27 protein-coding genes, 1 tRNA gene and 1 riboswitch are annotated in these 25,165 nt (G+C 70.8%); of the genes, 15 read left to right on the top strand and 13 right to left on the bottom strand.

The annotated features are described in order from the left end of the window. Window positions 1-10 precede the first annotated feature (10 nt). Entirely contained in the window at window positions 11-640 is a 630-nt protein-coding gene (locus tag EXU32_RS16660; RefSeq protein ID WP_130630905.1) for a DUF305 domain-containing protein, read from the bottom strand. After that, window positions 637-1,272: a DUF3105 domain-containing protein gene (locus EXU32_RS16665; RefSeq protein ID WP_072625873.1), complete on the bottom strand. Its 636-nt coding sequence runs from the start codon at window positions 1,270-1,272 to the stop codon at window positions 637-639. The genes EXU32_RS16660 and EXU32_RS16665 overlap by 4 nt, the downstream gene beginning before the upstream one ends. A gap of 92 nt (window positions 1,273-1,364) precedes the next feature. Here EXU32_RS16665 and EXU32_RS16670 point away from each other — a divergent pair, with 92 nt between their 5' ends. The 3 genes from EXU32_RS16670 to EXU32_RS16680 are packed head-to-tail and all read left to right on the top strand — an operon-like array spanning window position 1,365 to window position 3,303. Next, on the top strand, window positions 1,365-2,300 hold the full coding sequence (locus tag EXU32_RS16670) for an alpha/beta hydrolase (RefSeq protein ID WP_128277005.1): 936 nt from the start codon (window positions 1,365-1,367) through the stop codon (window positions 2,298-2,300). Between the two features lie 5 nt (window positions 2,301-2,305). Next, a complete protein-coding gene (locus EXU32_RS16675) occupies window positions 2,306-2,638 on the top strand; it encodes an Rv0909 family putative TA system antitoxin (protein WP_130630906.1) in 333 nt (110 codons plus the stop codon). Further along, the gene (locus EXU32_RS16680; protein WP_165399716.1) at window positions 2,638-3,303 is read left to right on the top strand and encodes a DUF998 domain-containing protein; all 666 of its coding nucleotides are present in this window, start codon (window positions 2,638-2,640) and stop codon (window positions 3,301-3,303) included. Before EXU32_RS16675 ends, EXU32_RS16680 begins: the two co-directional genes overlap by 1 nt. Window positions 3,304-3,362: 59 nt before the next feature. Here the strand turns inward: EXU32_RS16680 and EXU32_RS16685 are convergent, their stop codons facing one another. Beyond that, entirely contained in the window at window positions 3,363-4,301 is a 939-nt protein-coding gene (locus EXU32_RS16685) for a LysR family transcriptional regulator (protein ID WP_130630908.1), read from the bottom strand. 131 nt (window positions 4,302-4,432) lie between these two features. Between EXU32_RS16685 and EXU32_RS16690 the strand changes: the two genes are divergently transcribed. Continuing rightward, window positions 4,433-5,635 carry a Glu/Leu/Phe/Val dehydrogenase dimerization domain-containing protein gene (locus EXU32_RS16690; protein ID WP_130630909.1) on the top strand — a complete coding sequence of 401 codons (1,203 nt, stop codon included), beginning with the start codon at window positions 4,433-4,435 and terminating at the stop codon, window positions 5,633-5,635. A gap of 115 nt (window positions 5,636-5,750) precedes the next feature. Here the strand turns inward: EXU32_RS16690 and EXU32_RS16695 are convergent, their stop codons facing one another. From EXU32_RS16695 to EXU32_RS16705, 3 genes are read right to left on the bottom strand one after another with little or no spacing between them, the layout of a single operon-like run. Beyond that, complete coding sequence (locus EXU32_RS16695) at window positions 5,751-6,416, bottom strand: GntR family transcriptional regulator (RefSeq protein WP_130630910.1); 666 nt, start codon at window positions 6,414-6,416, stop codon at window positions 5,751-5,753. Beyond that, window positions 6,403-7,143 (bottom strand): maleate cis-trans isomerase family protein, encoded by a 741-nt coding sequence (locus EXU32_RS16700; RefSeq protein ID WP_130630911.1) that lies wholly within the window; start codon window positions 7,141-7,143, stop codon window positions 6,403-6,405. Before EXU32_RS16700 ends, EXU32_RS16695 begins: the two co-directional genes overlap by 14 nt. After that, window positions 7,143-7,886, bottom strand: coding sequence for a maleate cis-trans isomerase family protein (locus tag EXU32_RS16705; protein ID WP_130630912.1), 744 nt, complete (start codon window positions 7,884-7,886; stop codon window positions 7,143-7,145). Before EXU32_RS16705 ends, EXU32_RS16700 begins: the two co-directional genes overlap by 1 nt. 70 nt (window positions 7,887-7,956) lie before the next feature. Between EXU32_RS16705 and EXU32_RS16710 the strand changes: the two genes are divergently transcribed. The 3 genes from EXU32_RS16710 to EXU32_RS16720 all read left to right on the top strand — a co-directional run bounded on the left by EXU32_RS16710 (window position 7,957) and on the right by EXU32_RS16720 (window position 10,959). Beyond that, a complete protein-coding gene (locus EXU32_RS16710) occupies window positions 7,957-8,946 on the top strand; it encodes a D-2-hydroxyacid dehydrogenase (RefSeq protein ID WP_130630913.1) in 990 nt (329 codons plus the stop codon). Continuing rightward, entirely contained in the window at window positions 8,943-10,313 is a 1,371-nt protein-coding gene (locus EXU32_RS16715) for an amidase (RefSeq protein ID WP_130630914.1), read from the top strand. Before EXU32_RS16710 ends, EXU32_RS16715 begins: the two co-directional genes overlap by 4 nt. Window positions 10,314-10,509: 196 nt before the next feature. Beyond that, entirely contained in the window at window positions 10,510-10,959 is a 450-nt protein-coding gene (locus tag EXU32_RS16720; protein WP_207233839.1) for an alpha/beta hydrolase, read from the top strand. A gap of 87 nt (window positions 10,960-11,046) precedes the next feature. Here EXU32_RS16720 and EXU32_RS16725 read toward each other — a convergent pair whose 3' ends face one another. Both EXU32_RS16725 and EXU32_RS16730 read right to left on the bottom strand, forming a co-directional pair. After that, the gene (locus EXU32_RS16725) at window positions 11,047-11,541 is read right to left on the bottom strand and encodes a DUF3830 family protein (RefSeq protein WP_130630916.1); all 495 of its coding nucleotides are present in this window, start codon (window positions 11,539-11,541) and stop codon (window positions 11,047-11,049) included. Window positions 11,542-11,630: 89 nt separating this feature from the next. Further along, the gene (locus tag EXU32_RS16730; RefSeq protein ID WP_130630917.1) at window positions 11,631-12,908 is read right to left on the bottom strand and encodes an aspartate aminotransferase family protein; all 1,278 of its coding nucleotides are present in this window, start codon (window positions 12,906-12,908) and stop codon (window positions 11,631-11,633) included. Between the two features lie 84 nt (window positions 12,909-12,992). Between EXU32_RS16730 and EXU32_RS16735 the strand changes: the two genes are divergently transcribed. Both EXU32_RS16735 and EXU32_RS16740 read left to right on the top strand, forming a co-directional pair. Next, window positions 12,993-14,474 (top strand): NAD-dependent succinate-semialdehyde dehydrogenase, encoded by a 1,482-nt coding sequence (locus tag EXU32_RS16735; protein ID WP_130630918.1) that lies wholly within the window; start codon window positions 12,993-12,995, stop codon window positions 14,472-14,474. A 16-nt stretch (window positions 14,475-14,490) separates the two neighbouring features. Continuing rightward, complete coding sequence (locus EXU32_RS16740; RefSeq protein WP_130630919.1) at window positions 14,491-14,826, top strand: DUF952 domain-containing protein; 336 nt, start codon at window positions 14,491-14,493, stop codon at window positions 14,824-14,826. A gap of 123 nt (window positions 14,827-14,949) precedes the next feature. On the opposite strand, the gene ybaK is transcribed toward EXU32_RS16740, so the two are convergent. After that, entirely contained in the window at window positions 14,950-15,456 is a 507-nt protein-coding gene (ybaK, locus tag EXU32_RS16745) for a Cys-tRNA(Pro) deacylase (RefSeq protein WP_130630920.1), read from the bottom strand. A gap of 75 nt (window positions 15,457-15,531) precedes the next feature. Here ybaK and ppk2 point away from each other — a divergent pair, with 75 nt between their 5' ends. The 3 genes from ppk2 (at window position 15,532) to EXU32_RS16760 (ending at window position 17,857) form a co-directional block, all read left to right on the top strand. Then, window positions 15,532-16,425 (top strand): polyphosphate kinase 2, encoded by an 894-nt coding sequence (gene ppk2, locus EXU32_RS16750; RefSeq protein WP_130630921.1) that lies wholly within the window; start codon window positions 15,532-15,534, stop codon window positions 16,423-16,425. A 93-nt stretch (window positions 16,426-16,518) separates the two neighbouring features. After that, window positions 16,519-17,208 carry a YczE/YyaS/YitT family protein gene (locus EXU32_RS16755; protein ID WP_130630922.1) on the top strand — a complete coding sequence of 230 codons (690 nt, stop codon included), beginning with the start codon at window positions 16,519-16,521 and terminating at the stop codon, window positions 17,206-17,208. A 38-nt stretch (window positions 17,209-17,246) separates the two neighbouring features. Then, a riboswitch (SAM riboswitch) is annotated at window positions 17,247-17,361 on the top strand. A gap of 31 nt (window positions 17,362-17,392) precedes the next feature. Then, window positions 17,393-17,857 carry an OsmC family protein gene (locus EXU32_RS16760; RefSeq protein WP_130630923.1) on the top strand — a complete coding sequence of 155 codons (465 nt, stop codon included), beginning with the start codon at window positions 17,393-17,395 and terminating at the stop codon, window positions 17,855-17,857. 54 nt (window positions 17,858-17,911) lie between these two features. Here EXU32_RS16760 and EXU32_RS16765 read toward each other — a convergent pair whose 3' ends face one another. The 3 genes from EXU32_RS16765 to EXU32_RS16775 all read right to left on the bottom strand — a co-directional run bounded on the left by EXU32_RS16765 (window position 17,912) and on the right by EXU32_RS16775 (window position 21,223). Then, window positions 17,912-19,756, bottom strand: a complete 1,845-nt coding sequence (locus EXU32_RS16765; RefSeq protein WP_130630924.1) for a SelB C-terminal domain-containing protein — start codon at window positions 19,754-19,756, stop codon at window positions 17,912-17,914. Further along, window positions 19,753-21,096 carry an L-seryl-tRNA(Sec) selenium transferase gene (selA, locus tag EXU32_RS16770; RefSeq protein WP_130630925.1) on the bottom strand — a complete coding sequence of 448 codons (1,344 nt, stop codon included), beginning with the start codon at window positions 21,094-21,096 and terminating at the stop codon, window positions 19,753-19,755. The genes EXU32_RS16765 and selA overlap by 4 nt, the downstream gene beginning before the upstream one ends. 31 nt (window positions 21,097-21,127) lie before the next feature. Beyond that, window positions 21,128-21,223 (bottom strand) — tRNA-Sec (locus EXU32_RS16775). 58 nt (window positions 21,224-21,281) lie between these two features. Between EXU32_RS16775 and EXU32_RS16780 the strand changes: the two genes are divergently transcribed. The 3 genes from EXU32_RS16780 to EXU32_RS16790 are packed head-to-tail and all read left to right on the top strand — an operon-like array spanning window position 21,282 to window position 23,785. After that, window positions 21,282-22,349, top strand: coding sequence for a permease (locus tag EXU32_RS16780; protein WP_242612830.1), 1,068 nt, complete (start codon window positions 21,282-21,284; stop codon window positions 22,347-22,349). A 45-nt stretch (window positions 22,350-22,394) separates the two neighbouring features. Continuing rightward, on the top strand, window positions 22,395-23,396 hold the full coding sequence (gene selD, locus EXU32_RS16785; protein WP_130630927.1) for a selenide, water dikinase SelD: 1,002 nt from the start codon (window positions 22,395-22,397) through the stop codon (window positions 23,394-23,396). Beyond that, on the top strand, window positions 23,393-23,785 hold the full coding sequence (locus tag EXU32_RS16790) for a rhodanese-like domain-containing protein (RefSeq protein WP_130630928.1): 393 nt from the start codon (window positions 23,393-23,395) through the stop codon (window positions 23,783-23,785). The genes selD and EXU32_RS16790 overlap by 4 nt, the downstream gene beginning before the upstream one ends. A gap of 84 nt (window positions 23,786-23,869) precedes the next feature. On the opposite strand, the gene EXU32_RS16795 is transcribed toward EXU32_RS16790, so the two are convergent. Next, complete coding sequence (locus EXU32_RS16795) at window positions 23,870-25,156, bottom strand: L-lactate MFS transporter (protein ID WP_130630929.1); 1,287 nt, start codon at window positions 25,154-25,156, stop codon at window positions 23,870-23,872. Window positions 25,157-25,165: the final 9 nt, after the last annotated feature.

Raw genomic sequence — 25,165 nt, forward strand, 5'->3', positions numbered from 1 at the left:
GCCCGCCGTGTCACTCGGGAAGGGGCTTGGCGCCGCGCTCCTTGAGCATCTGGGTCATCGTCTCGACCTCGGTGGTCTGGCTGTTGATGATCGACTGGGCGAGGGTCTCGACGGCGTCATTCTGAGAGTTGTCACGCGCGGCCTCGGCCATCGGCACACCCGCCTTGTGGTGGCGGATCATCATCTGGAGGTAGTAGATGTCGGCCGCCTTGCCGCGCATCCCCTTCAGCTTGGTCATCTCGGCCTGGGTCGCCATGCCGGGCATCAGGCCGTCATCGCCGAGGGTCATCGTTGCGCCGTGCTCGTGGCCCAGGCCACGCATCCAGTCCATCTGCTTGCCGGGTCCGGTGGGCGAGAGCCCCCAGACCTGCAGCCAACCGGCCATCTGCCCCGACTGCGACTCCTGGGTGCGCGCGATGTCGTAGGCGAGGGAGCGCACCAACGAGTCGTCGGTGCGGTCGTAGATGATCCAGGACATCTCGACGGCCTGGTCGTGGTGCGTCTGCATGTCGCGGGCGAAGCCGGCGGCGACGCTGTCGTCACCAGGGAGGTCGTCCCCGCCGACGCGGCTGAGCGCCAGGCCGGCGACGAGACCGATCGCGAGCGCGACGACCGCGGCGAGGACGACCCGGGGGGTCACTTGACCAGGCTCGTCTCGGGGGTCACACCACCGGTGCAGGCCGCCCCGGGCTCGGGGGTCTGCTTGCCCTGCCGGTACTCCTTGATGAAGCCCTTGATCCGCGGGTCGTCAGCCGAGTCGACGCTCAGCTGGTTGCTCCAGGCCGACAGGACGATCTTGCCGGGCATCTTGCCCTCGTAGGGCGAGAGGATCGTGTAGGTGTCGGGCAGCGCGTCGTCCAGCTTCTTGACGTCGGCCTCAGGCAGGTCGGGGTCGTAGCCGATCCACACGGCGCCGTGCTCGAGGGAGTGGACGGCGTGCTCGTCGGGCACCGGCGTGTCGTAGGTGCCGCAGTTGAGCCACACGCCGTTGTGCTCGCCGCCCACGGGCGGCGACTCCTTGTAGTCGATCTTGCCCTCGACGTGGTTGCCGCCCGTGTAGTCGAAGGTCTTGACCCCCGACAGGTCTCCCGCGGCCCGGCGGTCGTCGCGCTCGCTGACGATGGCATAGCCCACGGTGCCAGCGATGAGTGCGATCACCACGGCTGCGGCACCTGCCAGGAGGAGGGAGCGGCGACGCTCGGCGGACTGGGCCTTCTTGCGTGCCTCGGCGAGCTTGACCTCGCGGGCGGACATCGACTTCTTGCTGCTCATGGGTCCCTCGGGGTAGGCGGGGGCGGAATTGCCGGGATTATTGCACCGTCAACTGAAGGTCTACTGAGGGTGCTCGCCACTAGTCTGACTGCATGCGTTCAGAGACGACGACCATCACCTCCCCGCAGGACGGGTTGCCACTCTTCGTGCGCACCTGGCAGCCCGACGGCGAGGCCAAGGGCGTCGTCCAGATGGCCCACGGGATGGCCGAGCACTCCGGGCGCTACGAGCGCTTCGCGCAGGCGCTCACCGACGCCGGCTACGCAGCGTGGATGCACGACCATCGCGGCCACGGCGAGACCTCGACCGAGCAGGAGGACCGCGGCTACTACGCCGACGACCACGGCTGGGACACGGTCGTCGAGGACATGCACACCGTGACCCGGGCGATCGCCGAGGCCCACCCGGGACTGCCGCTCTTCTTCTTCGGCCACTCCATGGGTTCCCTGCTCGGCCGCGACTACATCACCCGCTACGGGCAGGACCTCGTCGGTGCCGTCCTGAGCGGCACGGCAGCCAACCCCGGCCTGCTGGGCAAGGTCGGCCAGGGACTGGCGAGCGTCGAGGCGCGCCTCCGCGGTCGCCGCCACACGTCCAAGCTCATGGATGCCATGACCTTCGGCGCGTACAACAAGCCCTTCAAGGCCGAGGGGGAGTTCGGCTGGCTCTCTCGTGACCGGGCCGAGGTGCGCAAGTACATCGACGACCCTCGCTGCGGTGAGGTCTTCACCTCCGGCTTCTTCGCCGACCTGCTCGGTGGCGTCAACCGGTTGCAGGGGCTGGCAGCCCGCGTCCCCCACGACCTGCCGCTCTTGGTGATCTCGGGCGAGCAGGACCCGGTCGGCGGCAAGGACGGCGCCGGCGTGCGGGCCGCGGCCGAGGCCTTCCGGGCCGGTGGCGTCGAGGACGTCACCCTCGAGCTCTTCCCGGGCGCTCGCCACGAGCTGCTCAACGAGACCAACCGCGACGAGGTCACCGACCTCGTCATCGGCTGGCTGGACGACCACCTGCCGACGAAGGGGGAGTGACTCCCGTGACCGATGACAAGCGAGACGCCCGCAAGGCGATCGAGGACCTCGAGCTCGACAAGCACCTCGCGGCCGCCGGGGCGGCCGCGGCGAAGTTCGCCCAGCAGGCGGTGGGCGCCGCCGGCAGCTTCGCCGCCGAGCACCGCGACCAGGCGCACGGTCTCCTCGACAAGGCCGAGGGCGAGGTCGACCGGGTCACCGGGGGCAAGGCCACCGGACTCCTCGGCAAGGTCCGCTCGGGCCTGGCTGCGGGGGTCGACGTCGTCGCCGACCAGGCACCCGACGACGGTGCCGCCGACGACGACCCGCCGGCAGGACCCCCTTCGTCCGGGGTGTGATGCGTCGCCGCCTCGGTGGGCTGCTGCTCCTGCTCGCGATCGCCTACCTGATCGGTGAGGCGTGGGCCGTCGGTGGCTGGCAGGGACGGCCCTACAGCTGGACGCAGGACGCGATCAGCGCGCTCGGCGTGCCCGAGGTCCTCCACTCCGGCGAGGGGGAGATCGCCTCGACCCGCCACGTGGCGATGAACGCGACCTTCATCGCCTCTGGGGCGCGGGTGCTGCTCGCGACGCTGGTGCTCGCTCCCTTCGTCCCGCGGGTCCGGTGGCTGGTGCTGCCGCTCGCCGTCGTGCACGGGGTGGGGACGATCATCGTCGGGTTCTACCCGACCGGCCTGACCGCGGAGCGGGCCAACATGCACGGGCTCGGGGCCGTCATGGCGATCGTCGGCGGCGCGGTGCTGCTGGCGGCGATCACGGCCGCAGTGGCCGGGCGACACCCTCTGCTCGCCGTGTGGACCGCGGTGTGCGCGCTGGTCTCCCTCCTTGGCTGCGTGCTGGCGCTGACGGGTGTCGGCGGGTTCGGGCTCGTGGAGCGGCTCGCGGTCGACGCGGTCATCGTCTGGCAGATCGCCACCGGCGCCGCCCTCCTGCTGGTGCCTGCTCCGGCACCTCGCCCAGCCACCGAGTCCCGCATCAGCACTCCCAAACCCGCATCTCCTTAAGGTCGTGCGCCCTGGCCCCGCATCTCCTTAAGGTCGTGCGGCACCAACCCCACATCTCCTTAAGGTCGTGCGGCGTCGGGCGGAGTGCCGCCGGCGCCCAGGCCCTGCTCCTCGGCGGCGGTGCGCACCGCCTCGACGAAGAGGTCGATGGAGGGGCGCGGCGTCGAGGTGGCCCGATGGGCGACCGACAGGGTGCGCAGGATCGGCTCCTCGAGGGGGACCACGTCGACACCGGGCGGCAGCAGGGTCAGGCCCAGGTCGGTGACGAGGCTGACGCCGAGACCGCCGGCGATCATCGCCAGGGCGGTGAACTGCTCCTCGACGGTGTGGGCGATCCGCGGCTCGAACCCCCGGGCGTGGCACTCGGCGCGCACCGCCCGACCGAAGTGGGACCGCGGCCCCGCGAGGATCCAGGGGAACTCGGCCAGCGCATTCAACGACACCGTGTCGTCGGGGATCGCGCCCTCCGGGACTGCAGCGTGCAAGCGCTCGACGGCGACGACCGACCGGTGCAGCGACGGCTCCCAGTCGGTGGTGCGACCCGAGTAGTCGATGACGAAGGACGCGTCGACCCGCCCGTCGCGCACCGCGCTCGCGGTCTCCTCCGGGAGCAGCTCCGTCGTGCTCACCGCGATGCCGGGATGGTCGAGTGCCAGCACCGACAGGGCCCGGGGGATCAGGCCCGACGCGACGGAAGCCCACACCCCCACGCTCAGCCGCGCGGTGATGCCTGACTGCGCCTGCTCGATGGCGGTCGTCGCGCGCTCGACCGACGCGAGGATCTCCTCGGCGTGCTCGGACAGCAGCAGCCCCAGCGCGGTGAGCTGCACCCGCCGGCCCGTCTTCTCGATGAGCTGCACGCCCACCTCGCGCTCGAGCTGGGCGAGCTGTTGGGAGACGCCGGAGGGGCTGTAGTGCAGGGCCTGCGCCGCAGCGGTGACCGTGCCACGGCGGTGCAGCTCGCGCAGCATCTGCAGTCGTCGCAGGGACAGCTCCATGTGGTCACCCTAGGCCCGAGTCATCGTGCAGTGGAGGTGCACGATCGAGCCCACCTTCTGTAACTGGACGTGAGCGGTGTCACAGCCGGACGCTGGGGTCATCGGTCCCCACGAATAGAGGTGGTTCATCCATGACCCTCACGCACCCCACCAACGCTGCTCATGACTTCGTCGACCGCGCCCCCGCGCACGAGGAGCACTGGGTGGACCCCGTGACCGGGGCCCACGGGTACCTGGTCGTGCACACCCTCGTGTGCGGCATCGCGACGGGTGGCACCCGCATGCGGGCCGGGTGCACCCGTGACGAGGTCGCCGACCTGGCACGCGGCATGGCGACCAAGACCGCGGCCTTCGGCCTGCCCGTCGGCGGGGCCAAGGGCGGGGTCGACTTCGACCCCAAGGACCCGCGGGCCTTTGGTGTGCTCACCCGCTTCTTCGAGCAGATGCGCCCGTGGCTCGACGGTCACTGGGTGACCGCCGAGGACCTGGGCGTGACCCAGCAGCTCATCGACGAGGCCTTCGAGGAGATCGGCCTCTCGCAGTCCTTCCACGCGGCGATCACCCGCTCGCCCGACCCGTCCGCGACCCTCGAGCGGGTCCACGCCGGCCTCGGTGTCATGACCGACGGGCTGCCGCTCGGCGACATCATCGGCGGCTACGGGGTGGCGCAGGCCTGCCTCGGGGTGGCCGAGGGCTTCGGCTGGCCGGTCACCGAGACCGAGGTGACGATCCAGGGCATCGGGACCATGGGCGGTGGCGCTGCCTGGTACCTCCAGGAAGCCGGCGCCAAGGTCACGGCAGTCGCCGACGCCCGGGGGACGCTCTTCGACCCTGCCGGCCTCGACGTCCACGCGCTCCTCGAGCTGCGGGACGTCTACGGCGAGGTCGACCGGTCGCAGGTCCCGGCCGGTGTGCAGCAGCTCGACCGCGACGCGATCCTCGGGATCACGGCCGACATCTTCGTGCCGGCGGCGGTCTCGTACGCGATCCGTGAGGACAACGTCGAAGGGGTGGCAGCCCGCGTCGTCGTCGAGGCCGCCAATGCCGCCTCCACGTGGGCCGCGGAGGACGCGCTCGTGGCCAGGGGAGTCGCCGTCGTCCCTGACTTCATCGCCAACACCGGCGCCGCGGCCTGGGCCTGGTGGCTGCTGCAGGGGCAGGTGGGGACCGACCCGGAGGACTCCTTCCGCAGGTTGTCGACCGAGATGCGCTCCAAGGTCGCGGTGCTCGCCGAGCACTGGCTCACCGAGCGGATCCCCATGCGGCAGACCGCCTTCAACCTCGCGTCGACCAACCTGCGGCTGCTCGAGGGCGCGCAGATCGTCATCCCCTGACCTGGCCCTTCCGCATCTCCTTGAGGTCGTGTGTCTTGGGTGCGCATCTCCTTAAGGTCGTGCGTCTTGGGTGCGCATCTCCTTAAGGTCGTGCGAAGGGGGAGGAGGCGGCAGCTCAGGTGCGCTTGGCCACGAGCCGCTCGACGGCATCGTCGAGGTGGGCCTGCAGGGCCGCCTTGGCCTTGGCGGGGGTCGCCTCGAGGATCGTGCGCCGCAGGGCCTCATGCTCGTCGACCTGCGTCTCGAGGTCCGTGTAGGTCGTGCGCAGCTCGCCCAGGCACATCCGGGTCTCGACGAGGAGGGTGCGCATCGCGCGGATGAGTCGCGGGCTGCCGGATGCCTCGACGAGCACCTCGTGGAAGTGCTGGTCCGCGTCGGAGACCGCGGGACCGTCCCCCTTCGCCGCCGCCCGTCGCATCCGGCGGACCACGTCGTCGAGCTCGTCGGCGGTCGCCTCCCGGTGCCCTTCGTCGAGGACGGCCTCGAGCGCGCCACGCTCGATGACCGAGCGGGTGCGGTAGACGTCGCGCACGTCCTCCAGGGTCAGCTCGCTGACGAAGACGCCACGGTTGGTGATGGCGTGCAGGATCCCCTCGGAGACCAGCCGTTGCATGGCCTCGCGCAGCGGCCCCCGCGAGACCTCGAAGTGCGCGGCCAGGTCGGCCTCGCCGAGCTGCTCGCCCGGCTCGAGGCGCCCGGTCATCACGGCGCTGCGCAGCTCGTCGGCGATGTGCTCGACCGTCGAGCGACGCGGGTGGGGGGTCAGGTCACTGACGGGCATGGTCCTGCCTTTGCGCGAAGAGGGTGCCGAGCACGGACGAGGTGGGCCGCGACCCGGCCAGCCGCAGCGCCTGCCAGATCGTCACCTGGTTGGCCGTGAGCACCGGCTTGCCCAGGCGGGCCTCCAGGTCGGGGATGACGCCGAGGGTACGCATGGCGGTGTCCGGGACGAGGAGCGTCTGCGCCTCGGGACGGTCGTGGGTGACGGCGAGGTCGATGACCTCCTCGGGGGTGAGGGCGCCGACCTCGGCGGCGGTGTCGATGCCCGCACTGGACATCCCGACGACCTCGATGCCCGCGGCGGCCAGGTACTCGACGAAGAGCCGAGCGACGTCCTCGGGATAGCTCGCCGCCACGGCCACGCGCGTCAGACCGAGGTGGGACAGAGCGTCGACAAAGGCCGCGCTCGTGCTCGACGCGGGCACGCCTGCGGCAGAGGCGAGCTGGTCGATCTGCTGCCGCGCGCCCTCGGGCCCGTAGACGAAGCTGCCCGACGTGCACGCCCACATGACCGACTGGGGGTCGTGCTCGGCGAGCGCCGCCGCACCGGCTGCCAGCCGGTCGGGACGGCCGAGGTCGAGCAGCTCGGGCACCGCATGCAGGTCAGTGCCGTACACGTGCGTCACCGGCAGGTGCACGCCGAGCAGGTCTGCGGCCCAGGGGTACTCGTCCTCGGCGGCGTGGTCCGGGTAGATGATCCCGGCGGTGACTCCCTTCGCCCCGCTCATCAGCCGAACACCTCTCCCGGCCAGCTGCCCGGCCCCATCATCGGCAGGCCCATGCGCGCGAGGCAGGCCCAGACCGTGAGCTGGTTGGCCGTGAGCACCGGCTTGCCGAGGTCGCGCTCGAGCGGGTCGATGATGTCGTAGGTCGGCAGGTTGGTGCAGGAGACGAAGAGCGCCTCGCTCGCGGGATCGTCTGCGGCACAGACGAGCTCGGCCACGGTGCGGTAATTGACTCGCCAGATGCCGCCCCCGAGACCCAGGTGCTGCGCGGTGACGACCTCGACGTCGAGCTCACCGAGGAACTCCACGAGCCGGTCGGTCAGCGGCCGGTCGTAGGGCGTGATCACCGAGATCCGGCGCAACCCCAGCGACGTGACGGCCTCCGCCAGCGCACCCGACGACGTGACCGCATCTGGTGCGCCTGCCGCCCGCATCGCATCACCGAGCGCCACCTCGCCGTCGCGGCCGTGGATGAAGCTGCCCGAGCTGCACAGGTAGGCCACGACCTCGGGGTCCACACCGAGCAGCTCGCGGGTCGCGGCCTGCAGCGCGCCGATGTCGGAGACCCGCTGCGCCATCTCGAGGCTGACCGGCACCGGCTCGAAGGGGGTGCGCGCCAGGTGGAAGCTGACCTCCAGCGGGGCCCAGCGCCACAGCTCTCGCTCCAGCGCCAGGTCGAAGGGGGCGATGACCCCGATGCCGCGTTGGGCCAGCGGCCCGTCGAACTCGACGCCGGTGAGCTCCACGCGCGGACCACCCTTCGCATCGGATTGCCAGATTGTTGACAATCTAGGAACCCGCTCCTACGTTGTCAACATGCCCAGGCAGTCCGTGGTCGTGGTGCTCCACGACGGAGATCTCCCGAGCGAGCAGGCGATGGCGCCGGTCCTCGAGCGGGCGCACGAGGTGCGCTACGCGACAGCAGCCGAGCTGCCCGAGGCGATCGTCGGCGCCGATGTGCTCTTCGCCTACGACTTCTTCTCCACCGCGATCCCTGACGCGTGGCCTGCGGCAGACTCCCTCGAGTGGCTCCACGTGGCCTCCACGGGTGTCGACGCGATCCTCTCCCCGGAGGTGCGCGAGAGCGATGTCGTCCTCACCAACTCGCGTGGCGTCTTCGACGAGGCGATCGCGGAGTACGTCCTCGGGCAGGTCGTGAGCATCGCCAAGGGGCTGCCGCGCTCGTGGGAGCTGCAGCAAGCCCACCGCTGGGTGCACCGCGAGTCCGAGCGGGTCGCCGGCTCGCGCGTGCTCGTCGTCGGTACCGGTCAGATCGGTCGCGCGATCGCCCGACTCCTGCGCGCCGTCGGCATGGAGGTCTCCGCCTCCGGTCGCCGCGCCCGCACCGGCGACCCGGACTTCGGCACGGTGACCGCCCAGGGGGACCTGCACCACGCGCTCGCCGGAGCCGACTGGGTCGTCTGCATCGCCCCGCTGACGGACGCCACACGAGGGATGTTCGACGCCGCAGCCTTCCGCGCCATGCCCGATCACGCCCGCTTCATCAACGTGGGCCGGGGCGAGTCTGTCGTCACCGACGACCTGGTGACCGCGCTGCAGGAGGGTGCCATCGCCGGCGCTGCCCTCGACGTGCTCGACACCGAGCCGCTGCCGACCGACCACCCCCTGTGGGACCTGCCCGATGTCGTCATCACCCCGCACAGCTCGGGGGACTTCGTGGGGTGGCGCGAGGAGCTCGTGCGGCTCTTCGCCGACAACTTCACCCGGTGGGTCGACGAGGAGCCGTTGCGCCACGTCGTCGACACCTCACTGGGATATGTACCGACCGACGGGAGCCCTGCATGAACCCCACCGAGATGACCGCTGTCGAGCTCGTCGCCGCCTACGGGTCCAGCGAGCTCTCCCCGGTGGAGGCGACCGATGCGGTCGTCGATCGCATCGAGGCGGCCGACGGTGACCTCAACGCCTTCTGCCTCGTCGACCGGGAGTCGGCGCTCGTGCAGGCGCGCGCTTCGCAGGAGCGGTGGCATGCGGGTCACCCGCAGGGTCTGCTCGACGGGGTGCCCATCTCGATCAAGGACATCTTCCTCACCCAGGGATGGCCCACCCTTCGCGGCTCCAAGGCGATCAACCCGGACCAGCCGTGGGACGTCGACTCGCCCGTCGCCGCGCGGCTGCGTGCCGACGGGATGGTCTTCGTCGGCAAGACGACGACGCCCGAGCTCGCGTGGAAGGGCGTCACCGACTCGCCGCTGACCGGCATCACCCGCAACCCCGCCGACCCCTCGACGACTGCAGGAGGGTCGTCGGGGGGCGCGGCGGCAGCGGTTGCCGCGGGCATGGGGCCGGTCGCGGTGGGCACCGACGGGGGTGGCAGCGTACGCATCCCCGCGTCCTTCTGCGGGATCGTCGGGTTCAAGCCGACGCACGGCCGCATCTCGATGTTTCCCGCGAGCCCCTTCGGCCCGCTGGCGCACGCCGGCCCGATGACGCGCACGGTCGAGGACACGGCCCTGCTCATGGACATCCTCTCGATGCCCGACCCACGCGACCCGACCTCGCTCGCCCCGCCGACGCGCACCTTCCGCGGGGAGCTCGCCCGGGACCTCACCGGTCTGCACGTGGCGTACTCACGCGACCTGGGCTTCGTCGATCTCGACGACGAGGTCGGCCGGGTCGTCGATGCGGCCGTCGCACGCGTCGCTGCGGCCGGGCTGGCCGTGGATGCGGCCGACCCGGGCTTCGGGGACCCGCTTGCGGCCTTCGAGCTGCTGTGGGCGACCGGCGCCGCGACGCTGCTGCGGGGGATGCCGGGTGCGCGGGAGACCATCGATCCGGGTCTGGGGCGGGTCTGGGACGAAGGGGAGACCAGCTCGGGAGTCGATTACCTCCAGGCGCGCGGCGTGGCGGCCCAGCTCGGCATCACGATGGGCGCCTTCCACGAGCAGCACAACCTGCTGCTCACCCCGACCATGCCGATCGTGGCCTTCGAGGCCGGTCACGACGTGCCGCCGGGCAGCGGGATGCGCGGCTGGCCCGACTGGACCCCGTACACCTATCCCTTCAACATGACCCAGCAGCCGGCGATCAGCATCCCCTGTGGGACCACGGCCGCCGGACTGCCCGTCGGCCTGCAGATCGTCGGGCCGCGCCACTCCGACGACCTCGTCCTCGCTGCCGCCCGGTGGATCGAGGGCGTGCTCGCGGGCTGACTCGTTCCACGGGCTCGGGGGAGGATGAAGTGTGAGCTCGCCACCCCATGAGCATGTCCTTGTCCCCGGTACCAACACGGGGAGCGCCTCTCTGGTGCTCCTCCATGGGTCGGATGGCAACGAGTCGGACCTGCTGGGGCTTGCTCATCGACTCTCACCCACAGCCACGAAGCTCGGGGTGCGTGGGCGAGTCGTCATGTTGGGCGGTCACGCATTCTTCCGACGCCACGCAGACCGGCGGATCGACGAGGAAGACCTCTCGGCGAGGGTTCCCGTCCTTCGTGAGTTCATCCTGGGCATGGAGCGCGACCTCGGCGCCCGACCCGTGGTGGTCGGCTTTTCCAACGGAGCGATCATGGCGGCTGCAGTGCTCATGTCGCACCCCGAGCTGATCGCGGGCGCTGTGCTCTTCCGGCCGCTCTCTCCCTTCGCCACGCCGCCGTTGGTGGACTTGGGTGGCGTGCCGGTCCTCGTCCTCGACGGTGCCCACGACGAGCGTCGAGCTGTGGGGGATGGGGCCCTGCTGGCTGGGGACCTGCGCGGCATGCATGCTGCCGTCACCCACGAGGTGTTGCCCGTCGGCCATGCCATCACCGCGCAGGACGAGTCGCGGGCCCGGGCCTGGTTCCGGACGACATTCCCCTGACCTGCCCGTGCACAAAGGGTCGTCCTGGTGCATTCGGTGGCAGATTCCGCCACGAAATGCACCAGGACGCCCTCTCGTGCTCGGGCCTCAGGCCCGGGCGAAGACCAGCCGCTCCCCGGCGAAGCCGTGCCGCCACAGGTCGTTGCACGCGGCGGCCATCTCGGGCAGCCCCTCCTCGATCGCGCCGAAGACCGAGCCGGGCACCCAGCCCAGGTCGCCGTTGATGAGCAGGTTGTTGCGGCCGTAGAAGATCGCCAGGTCCGTCGCGCCCTGCTCGGCGTGGGCGGTCGAGCCCGGGTCGTACCCGTAGGCGGGGTTGCCGATCTCCCAGGGCTCGAAGTCGAAGAGGCACACGTCGCCGGGGATAGGGGTGATCGTCGGGTTCTCCCGATGGGGGGCCGCGGTGATCCGCGGGAGCAGCGTGTAGACCTCGTTGCGCGCGTACTTCGCGTGGAAGGCGTCACCGCCCGCGGGCAGTGCGTCCCACACGGCGTCGCAGGTCAGCGGGGCCTCCTCCTCGAGCAGTCGGGCCCGGCACACCACGCCGCGCGACTCGAGGGTGATCGACATGTACCGACTCATGTGCGCCTCCAGCACCAACTCATCGTTCCGGTTGGAGGTGAACGCGCTGACGATTGATCAGCGGGTTTACCTCCAACCGGCGAAGGGGGTCAGACCTCCGCGAGGACCTTGCCCCAGATGTCCAGGGCCTCGTCCACCTGCTCGGCCGTGACGACGAGCGGCGGGATCATCCGCACGGTGTTCATGTGGGCGCCGCAGGTGAGGAGCAGCAGACCCTTGGTCGCGGCGAGCTGCTGGGCCTTCGCGGCCCGTGCGCTGTCCGGGGTCCCGTCGGCGGCGGTGAACTCGCTGCCCACGAGCAGGCCGAGGCCCCGCACGTCACCGATGGTCCCGTTCCCTGAGGAGGTCGCCCCGCGACCGTCTCGAAGGGCGGCGGCGGCCTTCGCGCCCTCGAGCAGCTGGGCGCCGCGCTCGGCGGAGTTGGCGACCAGGCCCTCCTCCTCGATGACGTCGAGGGTGGCGACAGCGGCAGCGCAGGCCACCGCGTTGGCGCCGTAGGTGCCACCCTGCGAGCCGGGCCACGCCTTGCTCATCAGCTCCTGCGAGGCGGCGATGCCCGAGATGGGGAAGCCGGAGGCGATCCCCTTGGCCAGCGTGATGATGTCGGGCTGCACGTCGAAGTGCTGGTGACCGAACATCTTGCCGGTGCGGCCGAAGCCGGTTTGGACCTCGTCCATCACCAGGAGGATGCCGTGCTTGTCCGCGCGCTCGCGCAGACCCTGGAAGAAGGCGGTGTTGCCCGGGACGTACCCCCCTTCGCCCAGCACGGGCTCGACGATGAAGGCGGCGGTCTCCTGCGGCGAGGTGAGCGTTGCGAGGATGAAGTCGAGCTCCCTGAGGGCGAAGGCGGTGGCCTCCTCCTCGCTCCAGCCGTAGCGGTAGGCATTGGGGAAGGGCGCGACGTGCACCCCGCCCATGAGGGGTGAGAAGCCGGCCGAGAAGCGGGTGCCGGAGGTCGTCATCGTCGCGGTCGCGACCGTCCGACCGTGGAAGCCGCCGTGGAAGACGATGACATTGGGCCGACCGGTCGCCTGGCGGGAGAGGCGCAGGGAGGCCTCCAGCGCCTCGCTGCCGGAGTTGGCGAAGAAGAGCGAATCGAGGTGCTCGGGCAGGACGCCGTTGAGTCGCTCGACCAGCGCGAGGAGGGGCTTGTGCATGACGGTCGTGTACTGACCGTGGATGAGCTTGCCGATCTGCTCCTGCGCGGCGGCGACCACCTTGGGGTGGCAGTGGCCCGTGCTCACGACGCCGATGCCGGCGGTGAAGTCGAGGTGGCGGTTGCCATCGACGTCGAAGATCTCACTGCCGAGGGCATGGTCGATCGTGACGGGGGTGGCCTGCTTGAGCAGGGGGGACAACGCTGTCATCAGAACCTCCGAGTTGTTCGTCTGATTGTTGACAATACGTCTACGGTGAGGGGGACGGCAAGGACGCTGACGAAGGAGTCACCCATGACCACGACGGATACGGCAGAGGTCACCCGCGAGCAGGAGCGCGAGGCCATCGCCTCGGTGCCGACGGGTCTCTTCATCGGGGGGGAGTGGCGCACCACTGCGGCGACGATGCCGGTCGTCGACCCCTCGACCGGGCAGCCTCTGTGCGAGATCGCCGACGCCGACCCCGACGAGGCGGCCGCCGCGCTGGACGCCGCCGCTGCGGCCCAGGCGGACTGGGCCAGGACGCCGCCGCGGGAGCGCAGCGAGATCCTCATCCGGGCCCGCGACCTCATGCTCGCCGACGTCGACCGGCTCGCGCTGATCATGACCCTCGAGATGGGCAAGCCGCTGGCGGAGGCGAAGGGGGAGATCGCCTACGCCGCCGAGTTCTTCCGCTGGTTCGCCGAGGAGGCCGTGCGCATCGACGGTGGCTTCATGACCGCCCCGGCCGGGGGCTCGCGCTTCCTCGTCGCCAAGCAGCCGGTCGGCCCATGCGTCTTCATCACCCCGTGGAACTTCCCGATGGCCATGGGCACGCGCAAGATCGGCCCGGCCATCGCCGCCGGCTGCACCTCGGTCATCAAGCCCGCCGCCGAGACCCCGCTGTCCACGCTCGCGCTCGCCGACATCCTCGTGCGCGCGGGCCTGCCCGCGGGCGTGGTCAACGTCGTGACGACGAGCAGGAGCGACGACGTCATGGCGCCGATGATCCTCGACCCGCGCTCGCGCAAGCTCTCCTTCACCGGGTCGACGCCGGTCGGCAAGCACCTGCTGGAGCTGGCCGCCAAGACGGTCATGCGCACCTCGATGGAGCTCGGGGGCAATGCCCCCTTCATCGTCTTCGACGACGCCGACATGGACGTGGCGGTCGAGGGCGCGATGGCGGCCAAGATGCGCAACATCGGCCAGGCCTGCACCGCCGCCAACCGGATCCTCGTGCAGCGTTCTGTCGCAAAGGAGTTCGGCGAGCGGCTCGCCGAGCGGATGGGCGCGCTGCCCATGGGCCGTGGCGTCGAGGAGGGCGTCGTCGTCGGGCCGCTGGTCAACCAGAAGGCGGTCGACAAGGTCGACGAGCTCGTCCGCGACGCGGTGGGCAGGGGAGCCACGGCAACCCTCGGCGGGGAGCCGGTCGATCGCGAGGGCTTCTTCTATCCCGCGACGGTCCTGACGGGCGTGCCGGCGGATGCGCAGATGGGTGAGGCCGAGATCTTCGGTCCGGTCGCGGCGATCACCGAGTTCGACACCGAGGAGGAGGCGATCGCGCTGGCCAACGACACTCCCTTCGGCCTGATCTCGTACGTCTTCACCCAGGGTCTCGACCGCGGACTGCGGGTCAGCGAGGCGCTCGAGGCCGGGATGGTCGGCCTCAACCAGGGCGTCGTGTCCAACCCCGCCGCTCCCTTCGGCGGGATCAAGGAGTCCGGCCTCGGCCGCGAAGGGGGCATGACCGGCATCGAGGAGTTCCTCGAGACGAAGTACATCGGCGTCAAGATGTGAGGGGCACCATGGACCCATGACCCTCCAGCACATCGCCCTCGAGTCCGACTGGCAGGCCGCTCAGGCCGCCGGCACCTACCCGATCTCCACTCGCGGTCGGCTGATTGCGGAGGAGGGCTTCATGCACTGCAGCGGGTCCGAGCAGCAGCGGGACGCAGTCGCGGGTCGCTTCTACGCGGATGTGACCGAGCCCCTGCTCGTCCTGACCCTCGACGAGCAGGCGCTCGCCACCCACGGCCTCGACGTGCGGTACGAGCCGGCGGTCGTCGGTGGCGACGAGCTCTTCCCCCATGTCTACGGCGGCGACCTGCCCGTCGGCTGCGTGAGTCAGGTCGACCCGCTCGGGCGCTGACCCGGCGTCCTTGTGCAGGGTTGGCGTCGTTGTGCAGGGTTGGCTGACGGTATGTCGTCGGCCAACCCCGCACAACGACGCCGGGCACGGGGACTGAACTCCAGTACGACTCGCGGTCGTGCCTCAGTCCTTGGCGATGGCGGCCACCGTCGCAGAGGTGACCGCCACCAGGTCCGAAGGGAGCAGCTCCAGATCGAGTCCGCGTCGCCCCCCGCTGACGAAGACCGTCGCGTGCTCCAGCGCCGAGGAGTCGAGGACCGTTGTCAGCGAACGCTTCTGACCGATGGGGCTGATGCCGCCGACGACATATCCGGTTGTCTTCTCCCCGAGTGCCGGGTCGGCCATGCTCGCCTTCTTGGCCCCGACTGCCGCCGCGAGGGCTTTGAGGTCGAGCTGCCCGGTGACGGGCACGATGCCGACGAGGAGGCCGTGGTCGCGGGGCAGGTCGGTCTGGGCGAGCAGCGTCTTGAAGACCCGCTCCGGAGGTGCGCCGATCGCCTCGGCCGCCTCGAGCCCGTACGACGGTGCCGCCGGGTCGTGCTCGTAGGGGTGCTCGGTGAACTCCACCCCGGCCGCCACCAGCGCCCGCGTCGCAGGGGTGGCGCCGCCCCCCTTCGTCCTCTTGCTCATGGGTCCAGTGTCCTCTTGGCACGGCCCGGTGTCGCTGTCCACCTGCTCGTCATCTCGGGGTGGTAAGAACACCTCATGCAGAAGCAGAACCTCCGCGAGTACATCGACCAGCTGATGGTCGAGGGCTACACCGTCCGCGACGACCAGGGCGATGACCCCATGCTCATCGCGCCCGATGGCAAGGCGGTCGAGACCTGGCGGGAGAACTACCCCTACGACGAGCTGATGACCCGCAACGACTACGACGTCGAGAAGTACCTGCTCCAGATCGAGCTGCTGAAGTTCCAGTACTGGGCGCAGGACACCGGGCGGAAGTTCGTCGTCCTCTTCGAGGGACGTGACGCCGCGGGCAAGGGCGGGACCATCAAGCGCTTCACGGAGCACCTCAACCCGCGCGGTGCGCGCGTGGTCGCCCTGACGAAGCCGAGCGAGCGCGAGGAAGGGCAGTGGTATTTCCAGCGCTACCTCCGGTACCTGCCCACGAGCGGCGAGATCGTCCTCTTCGACCGGTCCTGGTACAACCGCGCCGGGGTCGAGCGGGTCATGGGCTTCTGCTCCGATGAGCAGTACGAGGGCTTCATCGACCAGGCGCCCAAGGTGGAGCGGATGCTCTCCGACGCCGGTGTCCACGTGACGAAGCTGTGGTTCTCGGTGACCCAGCAGGAGCAGCGCACCCGCTTCGCGATCCGCCAGATCGACCCCGTGCGTCGGTGGAAGCTCTCCCCGATGGACCTCGAGAGCCTCGACAAGTGGGACGAGTACACGGCGGCCAAGGAGGCGATGTTCGAGCGGACGGACACCCGGCACGCGCCCTGGATCGTCATCAAGTCCAATGACAAGAAGCGGGGGCGGATCAACGCGATCCGCTACTTCCTCAACCAGTTCGACTACGAGGGCAAGGACACGGCCGTCGTCTACGCCCCGGACAGGAAGGTCGTCGCTCGCGGGAAGAAGCTCATCGGGGACTGAACCTGCCACTGGTGGCGCCGGCGGACCGACTCCTCGCCGCGATCCTGGAGCGCCAGGTCGACACCCTCGGCCTTGCAGGTGCAAGGTGACCTCGTGACGAAGAATGCTGCACGACCCACCCAGCCACGCAACCGGGCACTGGCCGACATCGGCCCCATCGATCAGCTGAGGGCCGGCAGGCTGACGATCCGCCTCCCTCTCCTGCTCGTCGGGCTCTTCCTCTACGGCGGGTCGATGGCCATGGTCATCCGCGGGACGCTCGGGCAGATCCCGTGGGACGTCCTGCACGTCGGCGTCTCCCACCACATCCCGCTGAGCTTCGGCACGATCGTCATCTGCGTCTCGCTGCTCGTGCTGCTGGGCTGGATCCCGCTGCGGCAGAAGCCCGGTGTCGGCACGATCGGCAACGCCCTGCTCATCGGTCCGTCGGCCGACATCGTCCTGTCGCTGATCGACCCGCCGGAGCACATCGCCTGGCGGCTCGTGCTCACCCTCGGCGGGATCGTGCTCAACGGGGTCGCGACCGGCATGTACATCGGCTCGCAGTTCGGCCCCGGCCCCCGCGACGGGCTGATGACCGGGCTGGCCCGGGTCAGTGGTCGCTCGATCCGGGTGGTGCGCACCGGCCTCGAGGTCGCGGTGGTCGTCGTCGGCTGGCTGCTCGGAGGCGTCGTCGGTCTGGGCACCGTCATCTACGCCCTGGCGATCGGCCCCCTCGCGCAGCTCTTCCTGCCGCTCTTCACCGTGGACCTGAAGCAGCCCGTCCCGCCCATTGATACATAACTGGACGTTATGGGTGGCTGTGTGTCATCTTATGTGTAGGTCATGAGTCCCAGCGCGAAGCCCCGGCTTGCTGGGCGGCAACCCTCCACCCTCGGTGGGGTGCCCCGGGTGACGACCAGGGCGTCGGCCGACCGGCCGCGCCAAGCGCGGGTTCGCCAGAGCCCTTGATCTTCAGGAGCCATCCATGACTGCAACTGCTGTCCCCACCACCCTGCTCGAGGTCACCACCCAGGGCTCGCTCGTCACCGGGACCGAGGTGACCCTCACCAGCCGCCAGTTCAGCTACACGATCGACGAGCCACCGGCCCTGGGCGGCACCGACAAGGGCGCCAACCCGGTCGAGCACCTGCTCGCTGCGCTCGCCTCCTGCACCGTCATCAGCTACCAGGTCTGGGCCGACAAGCTCGGCCTCACGGTCGACACGATCGACGTCGACCTGCGTGGCGACCTCGACCTCGCCGGCTTCCTCGGCACGGACGACTCGGTGCGACCGGGGTTCCAGGGCATCGAGCTGGGCATTAAGGTCTCCGGTCCCGAGAGCGAGGCCGAGTACCGGCGTCTCGAGCAGGCGGTCGCCGCCCACTGCCCGGTGCTCGACAACCTGACGAACGGCGTGCCGGTGACCACGAGCCTCGAGGTCGCTGCCTGAGCGATCTGCATCCGACCGCGAACCCCTGCAGGCCCTGCCTGTGGGGGTTCGTCGTCAGCGGGCGACCTCGCGGAGCGTGCCGTCGACCCTCCGGGTCCACCCTCGCGCGTCGAGGTGCTCCAGCAGGGGTACCGCGACGCGTCGCGTGGTCCCGAGCGCCTGCCGCGCCTGGCTGAGGGTGAAGGGTTGCTCCAGCCCCGCGAGCACGCGCATCGCCCGAGCCGGGGCGTCGGGCAGCAGCACGACCTCGTCGGGCAGCCGCATGACCCGACCGAGCCGCTCGGCGGCAGCCAGCTCCGCGGTACCCAGCCCGAGGTCGGCGAGCTCACCCCGATCCGCCGCGACGAAGGGGGTGCCCCGCAACCTCTCCTCGAGAGCCGCGATCCCCGCCTCCGCGGGTCCGAGGCCGGCTGCCGCAGCGTCGTGGACCCGGCCGTCGGTGACGGTCAGCTCGACCTCCGCTGCCAGCGTCGGCACGAGTGCCTGACCTAGGGCGGTCGGCAGGTGTGTGGGCAGACCCAGGGAGCGTGCGGCCTCCGCCAGAGGCAGGCCGGCGCTCAGCGCATCGGACGCGTGACGCGCCCGGACCGCCTTGGCCAGACGGTCGCGCCACAGCTGCAGAGCGTCGGGGTCGATCCACCAGTCGCCGTGCTGCACAGCGCTGCTCGGTGCCTCGAGGCCCAGCCGATCGAGCACCCCTGCGTGGTCGGCCGCGCGGGAGGTCAGGCGGACCCCGGCCAGGGCCTCGGGGGAGGGGCCGGCAGCGGTGAGGGCCTGCCCCCTGCGTCCCGCGGCTCCGCGGCGGGTCAGCGGGAGCGGGTCGACGTCGAGGACCCGCACCGCCCACAGTCGGCGGCTGCCCGCGTCGCGCAGGATCGCCCGGTCGCCGACCCGCCACGGCAGGTCGACGTCGGCTGAGAGGCGGGCCAGCCCGTCCGCGAGCGGACGCACGTGGACGGCGATGTCGAGCGACCCGACGTGCAGCGTTGCCCGGTCGACGCCCCTGTCGTGGTCACCCTCACCCTGCATCTGCCGAGGCAGATGCGCGGATTCGGTGACGGCCACCTCGGTCAACGCGACGTCGATGACCGATGCCAGCTCGAAGGCTCCCGGCGTGAGCAGCGCGAGCGAACGGCCGACCTCGTCGGACTCGACCCGGCGCAGGTTGACCGCGACCCGAGAGACCGGTCCGACCTCCTCGCGAGCGGAGTCCTGGCTGTGCAAGCCGCGCACGCTCACCTCACGAGCGCGTCCGTGGTCCAGCAGTGTCAGGCGGTCGCCGGCCCGGACCGTGCCGGCGCCGAGCGTGCCGGTGACGACCGTCCCCGCGCCCGAGACCGAAAAGCTGCGGTCGCCCCAGAGCCGCACGGGCGCACCGGGATCCGGCTCGGACAGTCGCCCTGCCAGGTCGTCGAGAGCGACCCGCAGCGCGTCCATGCCGTCGCCGCGGACGGCCGACACCTCCACCGCCGGTACGTCGAGCCCGGCCTCCGTCAACCGCCGGGTGGCCTCCGTCCGCACCTGATCGCGCTGGGGCTCGTCGGCCAGGTCGCAGCGGGTGAGCACGAGCAGCCCGTCGGTGATGCCCAGGGCCTGGACGGCCGCGAGGTGCTCGCTGCTCTGCGCCTGCCAGCCCTGGTCGGCGGCGACGACGAAGACCACCGCTGGCGCCGGGCCGAGCCCGGAGAGCATCGTCCCGACGAAGCGCTGGTGCCCCGGCACGTCGACGAAGGCGACCTCCGCCCCGCTCGGCAGGGTCGTCCACGCGTAGCCCAGCTGGATCGTCAGTCCGCGCTCACGCTCCTCGCGCAGCCGGTCGGGGTCGCGCCCCGTGAGGGCCTGCACGAGGGTCGACTTGCCGTGGTCGACGTGCCCGGCAGTGGCGAGCACTCTCCTCATGACGACGAAGGGGGAGTCGCGCCAGATCCGTCGTGCCCCAGTGCCGCTCGCAGCGCTGCGAGCACGTCGACATCCCGGTCGACGGGGATGCAGCGCAGGTCGACCAGGCCACGGCCCCCTTCGACGCGGGCGAGGACGACCGGCAGGTCACCCTCGGGCTGGCGTAGTCGCTCGACCGCAGCGACGGGGATCTCGACGGCCCATCCTGGCAGTGGGACCCCGGGGGCGCCCCCGCCACCGACTCGACCCTCGACCGGGACGATCTCGCGACCGACCTCGGCGGCGAGTGCCTCGACACGGGGCCGCAGGTCGTCGGCGGTTGCGTGCAGCGCCGCCGTCACGGGTGGGACGGGTCCACGCACGGTCGCCTCGAGCGCGGCGAGGGCGAGCTTGTCGACGCGCAGCGCACGCTGGAGGGGATGCCGGCGCAGCTTCTCGACGACCTCCGCGTCACCGAGGACGAGCCCGGCCTGCGGTCCGCCGAGCAGCTTGTCGCCGCTCGCGGTGACGATCGTGGCGCCGGCGCGCAGCCAGGTCGTCGCATCCGGCTCGTCGGGCAGCAGCGGGTCGGGGGAGAGGAGACCGGAGCCGATGTCGGCGACGACCGGCACGCTCGAGCCATCAGGACGAGTGAGCCCTCGCAGCTCGTCCAGCCCGACCGAGGTGACGAACCCGTCGACGCGGAAGTTGCTCGGGTGCACCTTGAGCACGCACCCGGTCTCGGGGCCGATCGCATCGGTGTAGTCACGCAGATGGGTGCGGTTGGTCGTGCCGACCTCACGCAGCCGCGCCCCGGTCGAGGCGATGAGGTCTGGCAGGCGGAAGCCGTCGCCGATCTCGACCATCTCGCCCCGGGAGACGACGACCTCACGGCCGGCGGCCAGGGCGGTGGTGGCGAGGACGAGCGCTGCGGCGCCGTTGTTGACCACCAACGCACCTGCGGCGTCCGGGACCGCCTCGAGCAGCGCCGCCAGGGCCCCGGCGCCCCGCCGGCTGCGCGCCCCGGTGGCCAGGTCCATCTCGACGTCGACGTACCCGGCGGCGTCGACGACGGCTTCGATCGCGGTGGGGGAGAGAGGCGCTCGGCCGATGTTGGTGTGGACGACGACCCCCGTGGCATTGAGCACCGGGGTGAGCGAGCTGGTCCGGGTGGGCAAGGCTGCCAGTGCCGCGTCGACCACCTCGTCGGGGGCGATCTCGCCGTCCCGGGCTCGCTGCTGTGCCGCGGCGACGGCGGTCCGTACGACGGTGCGACCCAGCTGCTCGACCGCTGCGACGAAGGGAGCCTGGGCCAACACGGTGTCGGTGCGCGGGATGGCCCGGCGCGGGTCCTCGCTCACGGGTTGCGCTCCCTTCGTCCGGGTGAAGAGGTGGCGGAGGCGGACGGGAATCGAACCCGCCAGACCGAGATGCTCGGCCTCACCGGTGTTGAAGACCGGGGGGACCACCAGGAACCCAGACGCCTCCGACTCCCACCTTATGGCAGGTGGCTCGAGTCACACGGGTGGGTCCTATGGTGTTGCTGGTGAGCACCGCACCCACCCCTCGCGCGCCGCGGCCCCTCGACCGCTGGGTCCTCGGCGCGGCCCTCACAACATTGCTCTTCGTCGGCGGGCTGGTCTGGGCCAAGTGGTGGCCCTACACGCTCAAGATCGACGGGCTCGTCGACAGCCGGGCGTGGGACGGCGGCGCGCTCGTCGACGTCGCGAGGGACGCGCCGACGTGGTGGCAGGGCGCGTGGGAGTTCACCATCGCGTACAGCGACGCGGTGTGGAAGGCCCTGCTCGTCGGCCTGCTGATCGCCGCTGCCATCGACGCACTGCTGCCCCGCGAGTGGCTGCGCCGGGTCCTCACCCGTCGCAGCACCACCGCCGGTGCCGCGATCGCGGGCGCGGCATCGATGCCCAGCATGATGTGCACCTGCTGTGCCTCGCCGGTCGCGGTCTCCCTGCGCCGCACCGGGGTTCCCCTCCCTTCGGTCGTCGCGTACTGGCTGGGCAACCCGGTGCTCAACCCGGCCGTCCTCGTCTTCCTCGCCCTCGTCGGACCGTGGCAGTGGGCCGCCACCCGGCTCGTCGTCGGCATGGGCCTGGTGCTCGGGGCTGCGGCCCTCGCCGCCCGCCTGGCCCCGAGGCGTTGGGTGGACCCCACCTCCGCGGACCTCGTCCCCGAGCCGAGCGAGGAGCAGGACGGGCCCTCGCTCCAGCGGTTCGTGCGCTCCCTCGCGCGCTTCACGATCACCCTCGTGCCCGAGTACCTCGTCGTCGTCGCCCTCGTCGGCGCGGCTGCGCACGTCTTCACCTTCGACGCGGCCTGGGTGACGGGTGGAGGCATCGCGCTCGTCGCGGTCGCCGCCATCGTCGTCCTCCTCGTCATCCCGACGGGTGGTGAGATCCCGGTGCTGCTCACCCTCGCCGCGATCGGCGCCAGCCCGTGGGTGCTCGGGCTCGTCCTCATGGCACTGCCCGCGGTCAGCCTGCCCTCGCTGATCATGGTCGGCCGCTCGCTCACCTGGCGGGTCACCGCAGCCACGGCCGGTGTGGTGGCCGGGGCCGGGATCGTGGCCGGCGCCGTGCTCGCCGTCCTGCTCTGAGACCGCGACTCCCCCCCGGTGTGACCTGGGTCCTATGGTGAGGTCATGGAGCCGATCCGACTGACCCAGTTCGCCCGCGGCGGGGGCTGCGCCTGCAAGATCCCGGCGGGTGAGCTCGAGCAGATCGTCGCCGGCCTGCACGTCGCGGCCCCGCCCGGCTCCGACGTCCTCGTCGGTCTCGACGACGGCGACGACGCGGCGGCGGTGCGCATCGAGGGCGGCCGCGCGGTGCTCTCGACCTCGGACTTCTTCACGCCCGTCGTCGACGATCCCTATGACTGGGGTCGGATCGCCGCGGCCAATGCGGTCTCCGACATCTACGCCATGGGTGGGGACCCGATCATGGCGATCAACCTCGTGGCCTGGCCGCGGGAGCTGCTGCCGACCGAGTTGCTGACCGAGGTGCTCCGTGGGGGTCTCGACGTCGCCACCGAGGCCGGTTTCCCCGTGCTCGGTGGCCACAGCATCGACGCCCCCGAGCCGATCTACGGCATGGCCGTTACCGGCACCGCCGACCCGGACCGGCTCATGCGCAACGACGCTGCACAAGCGGGCCTGGCGATCAGCCTGACCAAGCCGCTCGGCGTCGGCGTGCTCAACAACCGGCACAAGGCGACCGGGGAGCGCAGCGAAGAAGCCATCGCCTCGATGGTTGCCCTCAACCGCGATGCCGCCCATGCGGCACTGGCTGCAGGTGTCCGGGCCGCGACCGATGTCACCGGCTTCGGTCTGCTCGGCCACCTCTACAAGATGTGCCGGGCCTCTGGTGTCGCCGCTCGGATCGATGCCGCTGCGGTTCCGTACGTGACGGGTGCCCGCGAGGCTCTGGCTGCCGGGCACGTCCCGGGCGGGTCCAAGCGCAATCTCGACTGGGTCCGCCCGCACCTGTCCGCGGTTGGCATCACCGAGGACGAGCTCATCCTGCTCGCGGACGCGCAGACCTCTGGCGGGCTGCTCGTCGTCGGTGAGGTACCCGGTGCCCCGGTCGTCGGCGAGACCGTCGCTGCCGGTTCGCTGCCCGACGGCGCCCTGGTGCAGGTGGCGTGAACGAGATCGGCCGGCTCCTTGAGTCGGCCCGTGCCGGCCTGACCCGCCTCACCCCCGAGCAAGCACACGATGCGGCGAAGGGGGGAGCCCTCCTCATCGACACCCGGACCGCTGCCCAACGGGCCCGGCAGGGCGAGTTGCCCGGTGCCTTGGTCATCGATCGGACCGTCCTCGAGTGGCGACTGGACCCCACGAGCCCGCACCGCATCCCCGAGGCGGCCGCCGGCGTGCCGGTCATCGTGCTGTGCCGTCAGGGCTACAGCTCGAGCCTGGCGGCGGCCTCCCTTCGCTCACTGGGAGTGGATGCGACCGATGTCATCGATGGGGTCGAAGGGTGGATCGCCGCCGGCCTCGCGCTCCACGCCGGCCCCGCGGACATCCGGGAGTGAGCCCGGCGTCGTTGACGGCACCCGGCTGACCCGAGAAGGGGGTCCGGGCGCGCACAACGACGCCGGGCTCGGGCTGCCGAGTGGCTACGCGTGCTTCGGCGGCTTGGCGATGAACGGGATCACCAGACCGGCGAGGGCGATGATGCCCATGACGGTGAAGGCCATCGTGTATGCCTGGTCCTCGCCGATGAGCCACGAGATGAGCAGCGGGCCGATGATCCCGCCGATGGACCAGCCGATGAGCATCAGGCCGTAGATGCCACCGGAGTTCTTCACTCCGAAGAAGTCGCCAGCAGTGGCCGGCAGGGTGCCGAAGGCGCCGCCGTAGCAGGTGTAGACGATGGCGCACAGCACGTAGAAGGCGGCGGCATTGCCGATGTGCGGGATCGCGAGCAGGGCCAGACCCTGCAGCCCGAGGATGCCCATGAAGGCCGGCATGCGGCCGATCTTGTCGGAGACCGCCGCCCAGAGGATGCGACCACCGCCGTTGAAGAGGCCCATGACGCCGACGAGGGTCGCGGCCGCGGCGGCGCTCATGCCCGCCACGTCCGTGGCGGTCCCGGCGGCGACAGAGATCAGTGAGATGCCGGCGGTCACGGAGATCGTCAGGATGAGCGTGAGCATGTACCACTGCGGGGTGCTCAGCGCCTCCTGCTGGGTGAAGTCACGGGCGGCCTTCTTGGCCTGCTCCTGCTTCTTGGTGTCGTGCTTCGCCTCTGCCGCGGCCACGCCGGGCGCGACATAGCCGGCCGGCGGGTTCTTGAAGACCGAGGCGCCGATGAGGCCGAAGACCAGGTAGGCGACGCCCAACCAGAGGAAGGCCTTGGTCGGGTGGACGTCATAGCCAGCCATCCCGTCGATCATCCGCTGGGCGAGCGGGGAGGTGATGACGGCACCGAAGCCGAAGCCACCGACAGCGATGCCGGTGATCAGGCCGCGCTTGTCGGGGAACCACTTCTGCAACATGGCGATCGGCACGATGTAGGCCAGGCCGAGACCGAAGCCGCCGAGCACGCCGTAGCCGAGGATGAGCAGCCACAGGTCGGAGGCCTCCCGGGTGAGGCTGGCCAGCATGATGCCGATCGAGTAGATGACGACACCGGCCAGGGCGACGAGCCGTGGTCCGCGCTTGTCCTGGATGCGCCCACCGAGGAAGGTCCCCAGGAAGAGCATGCCGATGGCCACCTCGAAGGGGATGGTGGCCTGGACCTTGGACAGCTCGATCGCCGACGCGTCACCCTGGATCGCCTTGCTGAAGGTGCTCCATGCGTAGACGGCCCCGATCGTCAGCTGGACGAGGACACCACCAGCGAGGATGAGCCACCGGTTGCCGGTGGCGGCCGAAGCGGAGCTCGTGGTTGCCGTGCTCATGGAGACCTC

The sequence above is a fragment of the Janibacter limosus genome (genome assembly GCF_004295485.1).
GTDB lineage: Bacteria > Actinomycetota > Actinomycetes > Actinomycetales > Dermatophilaceae > Janibacter > Janibacter limosus_A.